The organism is Streptomyces sp. NPDC002884 (assembly GCF_040295245.1).
GTDB lineage: Bacteria > Actinomycetota > Actinomycetes > Streptomycetales > Streptomycetaceae > Streptomyces.
Genome location: NZ_JBEOVB010000003.1, coordinates 425,562 through 438,374, shown reverse-complemented (window position 1 = coordinate 438,374; position 12,813 = coordinate 425,562). Strand labels below are relative to the sequence as shown.

12 protein-coding genes are annotated in these 12,813 nt (G+C 72.7%); 8 read left to right on the top strand and 4 right to left on the bottom strand.

Annotation, left to right across the window (positions count from 1 at the left end; genetic code table 11):
* Nucleotides 1-70 precede the first annotated feature (70 nt).
* The 6 genes from ABT070_RS09335 (at nucleotide 71) to ABT070_RS09310 (ending at nucleotide 6,581) form a co-directional block, all read left to right on the top strand.
* A complete protein-coding gene (locus ABT070_RS09335; protein ID WP_351757363.1) occupies nucleotides 71-742 on the top strand; it encodes a succinate dehydrogenase in 672 nt (223 codons plus the stop codon).
* Nucleotides 743-744: 2 nt separating this feature from the next.
* On the top strand, nucleotides 745-2,703 hold the full coding sequence (locus ABT070_RS09330) for a fumarate reductase/succinate dehydrogenase flavoprotein subunit (protein WP_351756958.1): 1,959 nt from the start codon (nucleotides 745-747) through the stop codon (nucleotides 2,701-2,703).
* Nucleotides 2,700-3,449, top strand: a complete 750-nt coding sequence (locus tag ABT070_RS09325) for a succinate dehydrogenase/fumarate reductase iron-sulfur subunit (RefSeq protein WP_054241185.1) — start codon at nucleotides 2,700-2,702, stop codon at nucleotides 3,447-3,449. The genes ABT070_RS09330 and ABT070_RS09325 overlap by 4 nt, the downstream gene beginning before the upstream one ends.
* Nucleotides 3,450-3,768: 319 nt before the next feature.
* On the top strand, nucleotides 3,769-4,542 hold the full coding sequence (locus ABT070_RS09320) for a GNAT family N-acetyltransferase (protein WP_351756955.1): 774 nt from the start codon (nucleotides 3,769-3,771) through the stop codon (nucleotides 4,540-4,542).
* Nucleotides 4,542-5,468, top strand: coding sequence for a lysophospholipid acyltransferase family protein (locus ABT070_RS09315; protein ID WP_351756952.1), 927 nt, complete (start codon nucleotides 4,542-4,544; stop codon nucleotides 5,466-5,468). Before ABT070_RS09320 ends, ABT070_RS09315 begins: the two co-directional genes overlap by 1 nt.
* 45 nt (nucleotides 5,469-5,513) lie before the next feature.
* Entirely contained in the window at nucleotides 5,514-6,581 is a 1,068-nt protein-coding gene (locus ABT070_RS09310) for an NAD-dependent epimerase/dehydratase family protein (RefSeq protein ID WP_351756949.1), read from the top strand.
* Here ABT070_RS09310 and ABT070_RS09305 read toward each other — a convergent pair.
* The 3 genes from ABT070_RS09305 to rpmF all read right to left on the bottom strand — a co-directional run bounded on the left by ABT070_RS09305 (nucleotide 6,502) and on the right by rpmF (nucleotide 10,368).
* The gene (locus ABT070_RS09305; protein WP_351756947.1) at nucleotides 6,502-8,976 is read right to left on the bottom strand and encodes an ATP-binding cassette domain-containing protein; all 2,475 of its coding nucleotides are present in this window, start codon (nucleotides 8,974-8,976) and stop codon (nucleotides 6,502-6,504) included. The two genes, ABT070_RS09310 and ABT070_RS09305, sit on opposite strands and share 80 nt — an antisense overlap.
* Before the next feature lie 125 nt (nucleotides 8,977-9,101).
* On the bottom strand, nucleotides 9,102-10,115 hold the full coding sequence (locus ABT070_RS09300) for an LLM class flavin-dependent oxidoreductase (protein ID WP_351756944.1): 1,014 nt from the start codon (nucleotides 10,113-10,115) through the stop codon (nucleotides 9,102-9,104).
* Between the two features lie 82 nt (nucleotides 10,116-10,197).
* Nucleotides 10,198-10,368, bottom strand: coding sequence for a 50S ribosomal protein L32 (rpmF, locus tag ABT070_RS09295; protein ID WP_351756942.1), 171 nt, complete (start codon nucleotides 10,366-10,368; stop codon nucleotides 10,198-10,200).
* A 105-nt stretch (nucleotides 10,369-10,473) separates the two neighbouring features.
* Between rpmF and ABT070_RS09290 the strand changes: the two genes are divergently transcribed.
* Nucleotides 10,474-10,962: a phosphatase domain-containing protein gene (locus ABT070_RS09290; protein WP_351756941.1), complete on the top strand. Its 489-nt coding sequence runs from the start codon at nucleotides 10,474-10,476 to the stop codon at nucleotides 10,960-10,962.
* A gap of 131 nt (nucleotides 10,963-11,093) precedes the next feature.
* Here ABT070_RS09290 and ABT070_RS09285 read toward each other — a convergent pair whose 3' ends face one another.
* Nucleotides 11,094-11,309 carry a dodecin gene (locus tag ABT070_RS09285; RefSeq protein WP_351756939.1) on the bottom strand — a complete coding sequence of 72 codons (216 nt, stop codon included), beginning with the start codon at nucleotides 11,307-11,309 and terminating at the stop codon, nucleotides 11,094-11,096.
* A gap of 230 nt (nucleotides 11,310-11,539) precedes the next feature.
* Here ABT070_RS09285 and ABT070_RS09280 point away from each other — a divergent pair, with 230 nt between their 5' ends.
* On the top strand, nucleotides 11,540-12,799 hold the full coding sequence (locus ABT070_RS09280) for an extracellular solute-binding protein (RefSeq protein ID WP_351756936.1): 1,260 nt from the start codon (nucleotides 11,540-11,542) through the stop codon (nucleotides 12,797-12,799).
* Nucleotides 12,800-12,813: the final 14 nt, after the last annotated feature.

Below are 12,813 nucleotides of genomic sequence, written 5' to 3'. Positions count from 1 at the left end.
CCGATGGGGTGGTCCGGCCCTAGCGTCTTGACCCATGGCTCTGGCAACGCGGACGGACCGACGGCCGTCCATGGCGCGCACCGTGTGGGACTCCTCCGTCGGCAAGAAGACGGTGATGGCCGTCAGCGGCATGATCATGCTGCTGTACCTGGTCGTCCACGTCATCGGCAATCTGAAGATCTTCTTCGGTGCGGAGGAGTTCAACCACTACGCGCACTGGCTGCGCACCGTCGGCGAACCGTTCATGCACTACGAGTGGACGCTCTGGCTCGTGCGCGTCGTGCTGGTCGTCGCGGTGGTCGCCCACGCCGTCTCCGCGTACCAGCTCAGCCGCCGCGACATCAAGGCGCGGCCCAGCAAGTACGTGCACAGGAAGCCGCGGGCGAGCTACGCCACCCGCACCATGCGATGGGGCGGCATCATCCTGGCCCTGTTCATCGTGTGGCACATCCTGGACCTGACCACCGGCACCGTGCACAGCGGCGGCTTCCAGGCGGGCCACCCGTACCAGAACGTCGTGGACACCTTCTCCACCTGGTACGGCAACGTGATCTACATCGTCGCGATGCTCGCCGTCGGCCTGCACGTCCGGCACGGCTTCTGGAGCGCCGCCCAGACCCTCGGCGTCGGCAGCCGCACCCGCGACCGCGCCCTCAAGACCTTCGCCGACGTCCTCGCGCTGCTGCTCACGGCCGGCTTCCTGGCCGTACCCGTGGGCGTCATGACCGGAGTGGTGAGCTGAACATGACTGCCTTCTCCGCCTACGCGGACTACGAGACCGGTGAGCCGGTCGTCGACACCAAGGCCCCTTCCGGCCCCGTCGCCGAGCGCTGGGACAAGCGCCGTTTCGAGGCCAAGCTGGTCAACCCGGCCAACCGGCGCAAGCACACGGTCATCGTCGTGGGCACCGGCCTCGCGGGCGGCTCGGCCGGCGCCACCCTCGCCGAACAGGGCTACCACGTCGTCCAGTTCTGCTACCAGGACTCCCCGCGCCGGGCCCACTCCATCGCCGCGCAGGGCGGCATCAACGCGGCGAAGAACTACCGCAACGACGGCGACTCCGTCCACCGCCTGTTCTACGACACCGTCAAGGGCGGCGACTTCCGGGCCCGGGAGTCCAACGTGCACCGGCTCGCGCAGATCTCGGTCGAGATCATCGACCAGTGCGTCGCCCAGGGCGTGCCCTTCGCGCGGGAGTACGGCGGGCTGCTCGACACGCGTTCCTTCGGAGGCGTGCAGGTCTCGCGGACCTTCTACGCCCGCGGCCAGACGGGCCAGCAGCTCCTGCTGGGCGCGTACCAGGCCCTCAGCAGGCAGATCGCCGCCGGCAACATCGAGATGCACCCGCGCACCGAGATGCTGGACCTGATCGTCGTGGACGGCAGGGCCCGCGGGATCGTGGCGCGCGACCTGATCACCGGCAGGATCGACACGTACTTCGCGGACGCGGTCGTCCTGGCGAGCGGCGGCTACGGAAACGTCTTCTACCTGTCGACCAACGCCATGAACTCCAACGCCACCGCGATCTGGCGGGCGCACCGGCGCGGCGCGTACTTCGCCAACCCCTGCTTCACACAGATCCACCCGACCTGCATCCCGCGCACCGGCGACCACCAGTCGAAGCTGACGCTGATGAGCGAGTCGCTGCGCAACGACGGCCGGATCTGGGTGCCGAAGACCAAGGGCGACGACCGTCCGCCCCACCGGATCCCCGAGGAGGAGCGCGACTACTACCTGGAGCGCATCTACCCCTCCTTCGGCAACCTGGTGCCGCGCGACATCGCCTCCCGCGCCGCCAAGAACGTCTGCGACGAGGGCAGGGGAGTCGGCCCCGGGGGACAGGGCGTGTACCTGGACTTCGCCGACGCCGTCGCGCGCATGGGCCGCAAGGCCGTCGAGGCCAAGTACGGCAACCTCTTCGACATGTACCAGCGGATCACCGACGAGGATCCGTACGAGGTCCCGATGCGGATCTACCCGGCCGTGCACTACACGATGGGCGGCCTGTGGGTCGACTACGACCTCCAGACCACCGTCCCCGGCCTGTTCGCGATCGGCGAGGCCAACTTCTCCGACCACGGCGCCAACCGCCTCGGCGCCTCCGCGCTGATGCAGGGACTGGCCGACGGCTACTTCGTGCTCCCGGCCACCATCAACGACTACCTCGCCCGCAACCCGCACCAGGGCGAGGTGACCCTCGAACACCCCGTCGTCCAGGAGGTGCTGGCGGAGACCCAGGACCGCCTGAACCTGCTGCTCTCGGTCGACGGCGACCGCACCCCGGACTCCTTCCACCGCGAGGTCGGCGAACTCATGTGGGAGTTCTGCGGCATGGCCCGCACCGACGCGGGTCTGCGCAAGGCCCTCGAGCGCATCCCGCAGATCCGCGAGGAGTTCTGGCGGCGCATCAAGGTGCCCGGCACCGGCGAGGAGTTCAACCAGTCCCTGGAGAAGGCCAACCGCGTCGTCGACTACCTGGAGCTCGCCGAGCTGATGTGCCTCGACGCGCTGCACCGCGCCGAGTCCTGCGGCGGCCACTTCCGCGAGGAGTCGCAGACCCCGGACGGTGAGGCGGCCCGGCGCGACGACGCGTTCGGCTACGCGGCGGCCTGGGAGTTCACCGGGACGGGCGAGGCCCCGGCCCTGCACCGGGAAGACCTGGTCTTCGAGTACGTCCATCCCACCCAGCGGAGCTACGCATGAGGCTCAACCTGCGCGTCTGGCGGCAGAAGAACGCGGACGCCGACGGCGCCATGTCCACGTACGAGGTGGACGGCATCTCACCCGACATGTCCTTCCTGGAGATGCTCGACACCCTCAACGAAGAGCTGATCCTGCGCGGCGACGACCCGGTCGCCTTCGACCACGACTGCCGCGAGGGCATCTGCGGCGCGTGCTCGCTCGTCATCAACGGCGACGCGCACGGGCCGGAGCGGACCACCACCTGTCAGCTGCACATGCGGTCCTTCCGGGACGGCGACACGATCGACGTCGAGCCGTGGCGGGCCGCCGCCTTCCCGGTCGTCAAGGACCTGGTCGTCGACCGGAGCGCCTTCGACCGGATCATCCAGGCCGGCGGGTACGTCACCGCCCCGACCGGCGCCGCCCCCGAGGCGCACGCGACGCCCGTGCCCAAGCCCGACGCCGACTTCGCCTTCGAGCACGCCGAGTGCATCGGCTGCGGAGCGTGCGTGGCCGCCTGCCCGAACGGCGCGGCGATGCTGTTCACCTCCGCCAAGGTCAACCACCTGAACGTGCTGCCGCAGGGCGCTCCCGAGCGGGAGACCCGGGTGCTGGACATGGTGGCGCAGATGGACGAGGAGGGGTTCGGCGGATGCACGCTGGCGGGCGAGTGCGCGACCGCCTGCCCGAAGGGCATCCCGCTGGTGTCCATCACCGGTATGAACAAGGAGTGGCTGCGGGCCACGCGGAAGGTCGCGAAGCGGTAGCGCCGTAGGGCGGGGCGTCGTTCCGGGGCCGCGGGTCCGTTCGGGCCGTTCGCACGGTTTCCCGCGCCCCGGGGGTCGCCCCGGCGCCCGCTTCGAGCAGAGACGTTCGCCGACAAGGTGCGGACGGGCGGGGCCGGGAGTGGTGCTCATCCCCGGCCCCGTCTCGCGTCCGGCCCCGGGCGGAGCGTCTGGCATTCAGCAGCCGCACATCCACGGGCCCCGTCCCGGTCACGCCGAGGCCAGCCGGGCGCGGAAGAAAGCAGGTGCGCAGCCCCGTGCACCGTCCCCATGCTTCTTCCGCCCGGCGCAGGAGACCTCCATGACCGCCATGCCCGTCGCACCCCCCGCTCCCGCCGTCCCGCCCGGCGGTTCCGGCTATCTCGTGTCGCTCGCCCGCGACCAGGACGACGTCCGGGCCGCGCAGCGGCTGCGCCACCAGGTGTTCGCCGGGGAGCTGGGCGCCCGGCTCGACGGCCCGGAACCGGGCCTGGACACGGACGCCTTCGACGCGTACTGCGATCACCTTCTCATCCGGGACAAGGCCACCGGCGAGGTGGTCGGCACCTACCGGCTGCTGCCGCCCGAGCGGGCCGCGGTCGCCGGACGGCTCTACTCCGAGGGCGAGTTCGACCTCGGCCCGCTCGCCGCGATCCGGCCCGGCCTGGTCGAGGTCGGCCGCTCCTGCGTGCACCCCGACCACCGCGACGGCGCCGTCATCGGGCTCATCTGGGCCGGGATAGCCCGCTACATGGTGGACCGCGGCCACGAGTGGCTGGCCGGCTGCTGCTCGGTCCCGCTGGCCGACGGCGGCACCCTGGCGACGGCGACCTGGGACCGGGTGCGCGAGAAGCACCTCGCCCCGCCGGAGTACCGGGTACGGCCGCTGCGGCCCTGGATCCCGAACGGCGCCGGCCCGGCCGCCCGCACCGAACTCCCGGCCCTGCTGCGCGGCTATCTGCGCCTCGGCGCCTGGGTGTGCGGGGAACCCGCCCACGACCCCGACTTCGGTGTCGCCGACCTGTATGTGCTGCTGCCGATGAGCCGGGTCAACCAGCGCTACCTGCGGCACTTCCTCTCGCTCGTCCCGGCCTGATGAGCGTCTGGCTGCCCAGCGCGCCCTGCACCCCGCGGGCGTGCGTGGAGGCGACGGTGTCCCTCACGGCCGTCCCGCGGGCCGTGCTGCGGCTCACGGCGGTGGTCGTGCTGGTCCTGGCCGGGGTGGTGCTGGCGCCGGTCGGCGGGTGGTTCCCGTCCCGGGTGGTGCGGTGGTGGAGCCGGACCGTGGTGCGGGCGGCGGGCGTGCGGGTCCGGGTGACCGGCGCGACCGCTCCCACCGGCACCGGGCTGCTGCTGGTCGCCAACCACATCTCCTGGCTGGACATCCCGCTGCTGGCCGCCGTCCGCCCGGCCCGGATGCTCGCCAAGGCCGAGATCCGCGGGTGGCCGGTGGCGGGCGCGATGGTGGCCCGCGGCGGCGTCCTGTTCATCGACCGTGACCGGCTGCGGGCGCTGCCCGCGACGGTCGCCACGATCGCCGACACGCTGCGTGCCGGGCGGGCGGTGGCGGTGTTCCCGGAGGGGAGCACCTGGTGCGGCCGCGCCCAGGGGCACTTCCGGCGGGCGGTGTTCCAGGCCGCCCTGGACGCCCGGGTGCCGGTGCAGCCCGTACGCATCCGCTACCGGGACCGTGCGGGAGCGGCCAGCACCGTGGCCGCGTTCGTCGGCGACGACCCGCTGCTCGCCTCGCTGTGGCGGGTCGTGTCGGCGCGCGGCCTGGTGGCGGAGGTCGAGGTCCTGCCCGCGCTCGCGCCGGGCAGCCACCCCGACCGCAGGGCGCTGGCCGCGGCCGCCGGCGCCCGGGTGCGGGGCGAGGAGCGGCGGCCCGCCGCCCCGACCGGGCGGGCCGGCCACCGCTTCGGCGGTCGCCCGCGGGTGCCCCGGAAGGCCGGAGGGCGAGCCGGTGCGCAGGCGTCCGCCGGACGAACTCCCGGTGAGCGAGGGGCTGTCGGGGCGTCCTGACTTGATGCGATCATGACGCGTCCCGACTCTGAGGGGAGCGTGCGCGTGAGCGGAAGCCCGGCCGGCCGGACGGCACTCGTGACGGGGGGCAGCGGCTTCGTGGCCGCCCATCTCGTGCAGCAGCTCCTGGAGCGCGGCTACCGCGTGCACGCCACCGTGCGGGGCACGGCGGACGCGGCCAGACGCCGGCCGCTGCACGTCCTGGGGGAGGCCCATCCCGGCCGTCTCGACCTCTTCGAGGCGGACCTGCTGACGGAGGGCTCCTTCGACGAGGCCATGAAGGGCTGCGGGGTGGTCTTCCACGTGGCCTCGCCCTTCCTGATGCCGGAGAAGATCAAGGACGGCCGGCGGGACGTGGTGGAACCGGCCCTGACGGGCACGCGCAACGTCGTGGCGTCGATCGAGCGCACCGAGTCCGTCGAGCGCCTCGTCCTCACGTCCACGGTGGGCGCGATCTTCGGCGACTACGCCGACGTGCGGGAGATGGACGATCAGACCCTGTCGGAGAAGTACTTCAACACCACCAGCACCGTGGAGAACAACCCGTACCACTACGCCAAGACGGTGGCCGAGAAGGCCGCCTGGGAGGCGGAGGCAGCGCAGAGCCGCTGGCGCATGGTCTCCGTCAACCCCGGCCTGATCCTCGGCCCCTCCCTCACCCCCGGCTCGGAATCCGGCAGCCTCTTCCTCCTGGACGAGCTCTTCAAGGGCTACTTCTTCTACGGCGCCCCGGACTTCAGCTTCACCACGGCCGACGTCCGCGATGTCGCGGCGGCCCACATCGCGGCGGCGGAACACCCCGGGGCGCACGGCCGCTACATCGTCGCGGCGCGGGAGATGACCTCCTTCCACCAGATGGCGAGAACCCTGCTGAAGCACCACCCGCGAAACCTGCGCCTCCCCCGGACCGCCCTCCCGCACTGGCCGGCGCGGATCCTCGGCCCCGCCTTCGGCCTCTCCCAGGAGTACATCCGGAACCACCTCGGCATCCGCTTCCGCGTCGACAACCGCAGGAGCACCGAGGAACTGGGCCTCACCTACCGCCCGATCGAGGAGACCCTGGTGGACCACCACCGGGCCTGGCAGGAGCAGCGGGGCCGGGCCGCGTCGTGAGCGGGCGGGTCTGCGCGGACACGGTCTGGCGGCGCGTGTCCAGCACCCGGCGCAGATACGGCGCTGTCGCGCTCTCCTCGGCATCCGCCACCTCCCGCGGCGTCCCCGTCGCCACGATCCGTCCGCCCGCGTCGCCGCCGCCGGGCCCCAGGTCGATCACCCGGTCGGCGCCCGCCACCACGGACATGTCGTGCTCGACCACGATCACCGTGTGTCCGGCGTCGACCAGGCCGTGCAGCTGCCGCATGAGGACCTCGACGTCGGCCGGGTGCAGGCCGGCCGTCGGCTCGTCGAGGAGGTAGAGCGTGCGGCCGCGGCGGCCGCGCTGCAGCTCGGCCGCCAGCTTGATGCGCTGGGCCTCGCCGCCGGAGAGTTCCGTCGCCGGCTGGCCGAGGCGCAAATAGCCGAGGCCGACGTCGAGGAGGGTGGCCAGACTGCGCGAGACGGCCGGGACGTCGGCGAAGAAGTCCGCCGCCGACTCCACCGTCAGGTCCAGCACCTGCGCGATGTTGCGGTCCCGGTAGGTCACTTCGAGTGTTCCGGGGTTGTAGCGGGCTCCGCCGCAGTTCGGGCAGGGCGCGTACGTGCTGGGCAGGAAGAGGAGTTCGACGCTCACGAAACCCTCGCCCTGACAGGTCTCGCAGCGTCCTCCGGCCACGTTGAAGGAGAACCGGCCGACGCCGTACTTCCTGTCCCGTGCCGCGTCCGTCGCCGCGAAGACCTTGCGGACCACGTCGAACAGGCCCGTGTACGTGGCCAGGTTCGACCGGGGGGTGCGGCCGATCGGCTTCTGGTCGACCGCGACCAGCCGGCCCACGCCCGGCAGGTCCTCCGTGATCTCCCCGATGAGCGTGGACTTTCCCGAGCCCGAGACGCCGGTCACCGCCGTGAACACGCCCAGCCCGAACTCCGCGGTCACCCCGCGCAGGTTGTGCCGGGTCACCGGACCGACCGTCAACCGGCCCCGGGCGGTGCGGACTTCGCGGGCGGGCGCCGGCGGGCGGCCGAACAGGAAGCGTGCCGTCGCCGACTCCGCGACCGACGCCAGCTCCGCGACCGGGCCGCTGTGCAGCACCCGGCCGCCGTGCTCGCCCGCCCTGGGGCCCACGTCCACGAGCCAGTCGGCGGCGCGCATCACGTCCAGCCGGTGTTCGACCACGAACACCGAGTTGCCCGCCGCCTTCAGCCGCTCCAGCACCGTGAGCAGCGCCTCCGTGTCCGCCGGGTGCAGTCCCGCCGACGGCTCGTCCAGCACGTACACCACGCCGAACAGCCCGGAGCGCAGCTGGGTCGCGATCCGCAGCCGTTGCAGCTCGCCCGCCGACAGGGTGGGGGTGGCGCGGTCCAGACCTAGATAGCCGAGTCCGAGTTCGAGGACGGGGGCGATCCGGGTCCTGAGGTCGTCGGTGAGGACGCGGGCCGTCTCGGACGTCCCCTCGAGGAGCTGGGCCAGTTCCGCCAGGGGCAGCGCGGACAGTTCGGCGATCGTCCGGCCCGCGAAGGTCACGGCGAGGGATTCAGGCCGCAGCCGGCCGCCACCGCACGCCGGGCAGGGGGCGGCCGTCAGAAAGCGCTCCGCCCTGGCCCGCAGGGTCTGGCTCCTGGAGTCCGCGAAGGTCTTCATCACATAGCGGTGGGCGCTCATGTAGGTGCCCTGGTAAGGGCGTTGGATGCGGTCCGCGTCCCGTACCGGGTGGACCGTCACGACCGGCTGCTCGTCCGTGAACAGGATCCACTCCCGCTGCCCGGCGGGCAGTTCGCGCCACGGGACGTCGACGTCGTGACCGAGCGCGTCGAGGATGTCCCGCAGGTTCTTGCCCTGCCAGGCGCCCGGCCAGGCCGCGATCGCACCCTCGCGGACGGACAGCGACGGGTCCGGTACGAGCGACTCCTCGGTGGTGCGGTGGACCTCGCCGAGGCCGTGGCACCCGGGGCAGGCCCCGGCCGCCGTGTTGGGGGAGAAGGCGTCCGAGTCGAGGCGCTCCGCGCCCGGCGGGTAGTCGCCCGCCCGGGAGTACAGCATCCGCAGCGAGTTCGACAGGTTGGTGACCGTGCCCACCGACGAACGCGAGGTGGGCGCCGAGCGGCGCTGCTGGAGCGAGACCGCCGGGGGCAGCCCGGTGATCTCACCGACCTTCGGCGCGCCGACCTGGTGGATCAGCCGGCGCGCGTACGGCGCGACCGACTCGAAGTAGCGGCGCTGGGCCTCCGCGTAGATCGTCCCGAACGCCAGCGACGACTTCCCGGAGCCGGACACCCCCGTGAACACGGCCACCACGTCGCGCGGGACGTCGACGTCCACGCCCCGGAGGTTGTGCTCGCGGGCCCCCCGGACCCGGATGTACCCGTCCTTCGTGGACGGCTCGTCGCCGTGCGGCTCGGGCGGGCTCGGCATGGGGGACTCCGTACGGGTCTTCGGCTGTGCGGCTGCTGCTGCCGGGCGGGACAAAACCCCAATCCTATGCGCGCAAGGCGTGCGACGCCCGGTGACCTGCGCCGGGACCGCCGCTCAGCCGCCGCTCACCCGCCGCTCCGAGCCGCGTGCACGATCCCGGCGAGCCGCCGATAGGAGTCGAGCAGCGCGGCCCGGTCGTAGGTGCTGGTGGTCACCAGGACCTCCTGCGCCCCCGTCTCCTTCAGCACCGTCTCCAGTCCGTCGGCGACCTGCTCCTCGGTGCCCGCGAGGTGGCCGGTGAGCCCGGACTCGTAGAAGCCGCGCTCCTTCGCCGTCATCGCGCGGGCCTCGGCCTCCTCGGCGGGCGGCAGCGGGGGGAAGGTGCCGTGGGTGCGCGAGTACGCCATCGACCAGGCCTCCGGGACGAGGAGCCGTCGTGCCTCCTCGGGCGTCCGCGCCACCGCGATCGTCCCGGAGACGACCACGTACGGCTCCGACGCCCAGGGGGAGGGCCGGAAGCGGGCCCGGTAGCGGTCGACGCCGCGCCGCATCCGCTCGCGGTCGCGGAGGTCGCCGATGACCATCGGCAGCCCCGCGCGGGCGGCTGTCTCCGCGCCCTCGCCCATGGCCAGCACGAACGGCGGCACGGTCAGTCCCTCCGAGGGCCGCGCGTGCACCCCCGTGGGCGAGGTGCCGAGGAACCAGCCGAGCAGTTCCTCGAGTTGCCCCGCGAAGTCGTCCGCGTCCCCCTTGTCGCGTCCCAGCGCCCTGCGCACCCCGTCGGTGAAGCCCACCGAGCGTCCCAGCCCCATGTCGACGCGCCCCGGGAAGAGGGACTCCAGGACGCCGAACTGCTCCGCCACGACCAGGGGCCGGTGGTTGGGCAGCATCACCCCGCCGGTGCCGACCCGGATCCGGTCCGTCGCGCCGGCCACGGCCGCGGCCAGCACGGTGGGCGCCGATCCGGCGACCCCGGGCACGCCGTGGTGCTCCGAGACCCAGAACCGGTGGTAGCCCAGCGCCTCCGCCTCCCGCGCCAGCCGCACGGTGTCCCGGAGCGCCTCTGCGCCGGTGTGGCCCTCGCGCGTGCGCGAGCGGTCGAGGACGCAGAAGCGGGCCGAAGCGATCGCGGAGCTCATACAGGGTTCAACACCGCGGGGCCCGCTGGATTCCGCCCGGTGCGATGCCGTGCGCGGGATCACCCGGCGAGCCCGACGCGGGTCAGTCCTCGGGGCGCAGCAGGCCGCGCTCGTACGCCTTCACCAGGTGCCGGGGGACGAGATGCCGGACGCCTTCGACGGTGACCGGTACGAGCTGCGGTGTGCTCGCCTTCCAGCGGGCTCGGCGGTGCCGGGTGTTGCTGCGGGACATCTTCCGTTTGGGGACGGCCATGGAACCTCCTCGGTGGGCTCGGGACGAGCTGCGAGGAAGCTATATGAAAATGGATCCCATGTGCAATTGCCGGTAGGGCGAGGCCGACTGTCTAGGGTGGACGGCGTGACCGACAGCAAGCGGCCCCTCGCCGTCTTCGACCTGGACAACACCCTCGCCGACACGGCCCACCGGCAGCGGTTCCTGGAGCGCAGCCCGCGCGACTGGGCCGCGTTCTTCGCGGCGGCGCCGCAGGATCCGCCGCTCCCGGAGGGCGTCGCGCTGGTACTGGCCCGCGCCGAGGAGTGCGAGATCGTCTACCTGACCGGCCGGCCCGAGCGCTGCCGGCGCGACACGCTGGAGTGGCTCGCCGCGCAGGGGCTGCCGGAGGGGCGTGTCCACATGCGGCGCGACGACGACCGCAGACCTGCCCGGCGCACCAAGCTGGAGGTTCTGCGCCGACTGGCCCGCGACCGGGAGGTGCGGGTCCTGGTGGACGACGACGAGTTGGTGTGCGGCGACGCCCGGCGGGCGGGCTTCACCGTCGTCCTGGCGCGCTGGACGGCTCCCTCGGGCGCGCTGAAGCAGGCGCAGGAGCGCGAGGGGCGCACCTGAGGGCCGGCGCGCCTCGGGGCGGCCGCACCTGAGGACGGGCCGCACGCGAAGGCCGACTCGCCCGAGGGCCGGCCGTACGGGAGGGCCGGCCGTACGGGAAGGCGCGGCCCTGTGCGGAGGGTGCCCGGCCGTCAGTCCGACTCGTCCAGGCGGAAACCGACCTTCAGGCCCACCTGCCAGTGCGCGATGTCGCCGTTCTCGATCTGGCCGCGCACCTGCGTCACCTCGAACCAGTCCAGGTTGCGCAGGGTCTGTGAGGCGCGGGTGATGCCGTTGCGGATGGCGTCGTCGACGCCGTCCGGTGAGGTGCCGACGATCTCCGTGACCCGGTAGGTGTGTTTCGACATCGGGTTGCTCCTCTCGACCGTGACGGCCTCGTCACGTGTGTCACGCGTCACTCCACCGTGCCCCAAGCTGCGGCGGAGCGCGAGGCGTCGGACCGGACGGGCTCCCTCCGCCCGGGCCCCCTTGACCCTCCGCATTGGTACATACCAAAATCCGGGACACCCGTACGAGCGCCGCGCTCGTCCCCCACGTCGGGCCTCTCGCCCTGTCCGCCGGGCAGAACAGGACCCCCGTGCGACGTCGTCTCCTCGCCCTCCTCTGCGTGTCCGCCTGCCTCCTGACCGCCTGTGGCGTGCTGCCCGGGACAGGGGGACCCGACCGCCGGACGGTCACGGTGTGGCTGATGAAGGACAGCGCGTCGCAGGAGTTCCTGGACCGGTTCACCGAGGACTTCGAACACGACCACCCGGACCTCGACCTGGACATCCGTATCCAGGAGTGGACCGGGATCGGCGGCAAGGTGGAAGCCGCGCTGGAGGCCGACGACCCGAAGGGGCCGGACGTCATCGAGGTCGGCAACACCCAGGTCCCGCAGTACGTCGACGGCCACGGACTGCTCGACCTGACCCTGGAGTCCGCCGCGAAGTGGGGCCGGGACGACTGGCTGCCCGGCCTCGCCGAGCCGGGGCAGCAGCGCTTCCACCAGTACGGCATCCCCTGGTACGCCGCGAACCGGGTCGTGATCTACCGCAAGGACCTCTTCGAGCAGGCCGGCGTCACCGCCCCGCCCACCACCCGCGCCGAGTGGCTGACCGCCACCGAGAAGCTGAACTCGGGCGGGAACCAGGGCATCTACCTGGCCGGGCAGGACTGGTACACGCTCGCCGGGTTCATCTGGGACGAGGGCGGCGACCTCGCCACCGAGGACGGCGGCCGCTGGGAGGGCGCCCTCGACACCCGGGCCGCCCTGCGCGGTATGGACTTCTACCGGCGGCTCCAGTCGCTCGGCGCCGGCCCCGTGGCGGCGGACGAGGAACACCCGCCGCAGGCAGGGGTGTTCGCCGCGGGCAAGGTGGCGCAGATCGTGGCCGTGCCCGGACTTGCCCGGGCGGTGGTGCAGCAGAATCCGTCCCTGGAGGGCGAGTTGGGCTTCTTCCCCGTGCCCGGCAAGAACGCGGGCAAGCCCGGCGCGGTCTTCACCGGCGGCTCCGACCTCGTCGTCCCGCGCAACACCGACGTCAGGGAGGGCGCGATCGCGGTGGTGGCCGCGCTGACCGGCGCGAAGTGGGACACCGAACTGGCCCGCACCATGAACTACGTGCCGAACAAGGCGAAGCTGGCGAAGTCCGTCGCCGGCGAGGAGGGGGTCGCGGCCATGGCGGCGGGGGCCGCGCAGGGCCGCGCGACCCCCAGCACACCCGAGTGGGCCGCCGTCGAGGCGGACAACCCGATCAAGGACTACATGACGAAGGTGCTCACCGGCGCCGACCCGGCGACCGAGGCCCGCCGCGCCGCCCGCCGGATCACGGAGGCGCTGACGGTGACCTTCTGACGGCCTCGGCCGCC

Bases quoted from the DNA above. Each gene is read 5' to 3' on its own strand.
- ABT070_RS09300 (WP_351756944.1), bottom strand. From the start codon at position 10,115: ATGAGCTCCGCGATCGCTTCGGCCCGCTTCTGCGTCCTCGACCGCTCG.
- ABT070_RS09320 (WP_351756955.1), top strand. From the start codon at position 3,769: ATGACCGCCATGCCCGTCGCACCCCCCGCTCCCGCCGTCCCGCCCGGC.
- rpmF (WP_351756942.1), bottom strand. From the start codon at position 10,368: ATGGCCGTCCCCAAACGGAAGATGTCCCGCAGCAACACCCGGCACCGC.
- ABT070_RS09335 (WP_351757363.1), top strand. From the start codon at position 71: ATGGCGCGCACCGTGTGGGACTCCTCCGTCGGCAAGAAGACGGTGATG.
- ABT070_RS09305 (WP_351756947.1), bottom strand. From the start codon at position 8,976: ATGCCGAGCCCGCCCGAGCCGCACGGCGACGAGCCGTCCACGAAGGAC.
- ABT070_RS09285 (WP_351756939.1), bottom strand. From the start codon at position 11,309: ATGTCGAAACACACCTACCGGGTCACGGAGATCGTCGGCACCTCACCG.
- ABT070_RS09325 (WP_054241185.1), top strand. From the start codon at position 2,700: ATGAGGCTCAACCTGCGCGTCTGGCGGCAGAAGAACGCGGACGCCGAC.
- ABT070_RS09315 (WP_351756952.1), top strand. From the start codon at position 4,542: ATGAGCGTCTGGCTGCCCAGCGCGCCCTGCACCCCGCGGGCGTGCGTG.
- ABT070_RS09330 (WP_351756958.1), top strand. From the start codon at position 745: ATGACTGCCTTCTCCGCCTACGCGGACTACGAGACCGGTGAGCCGGTC.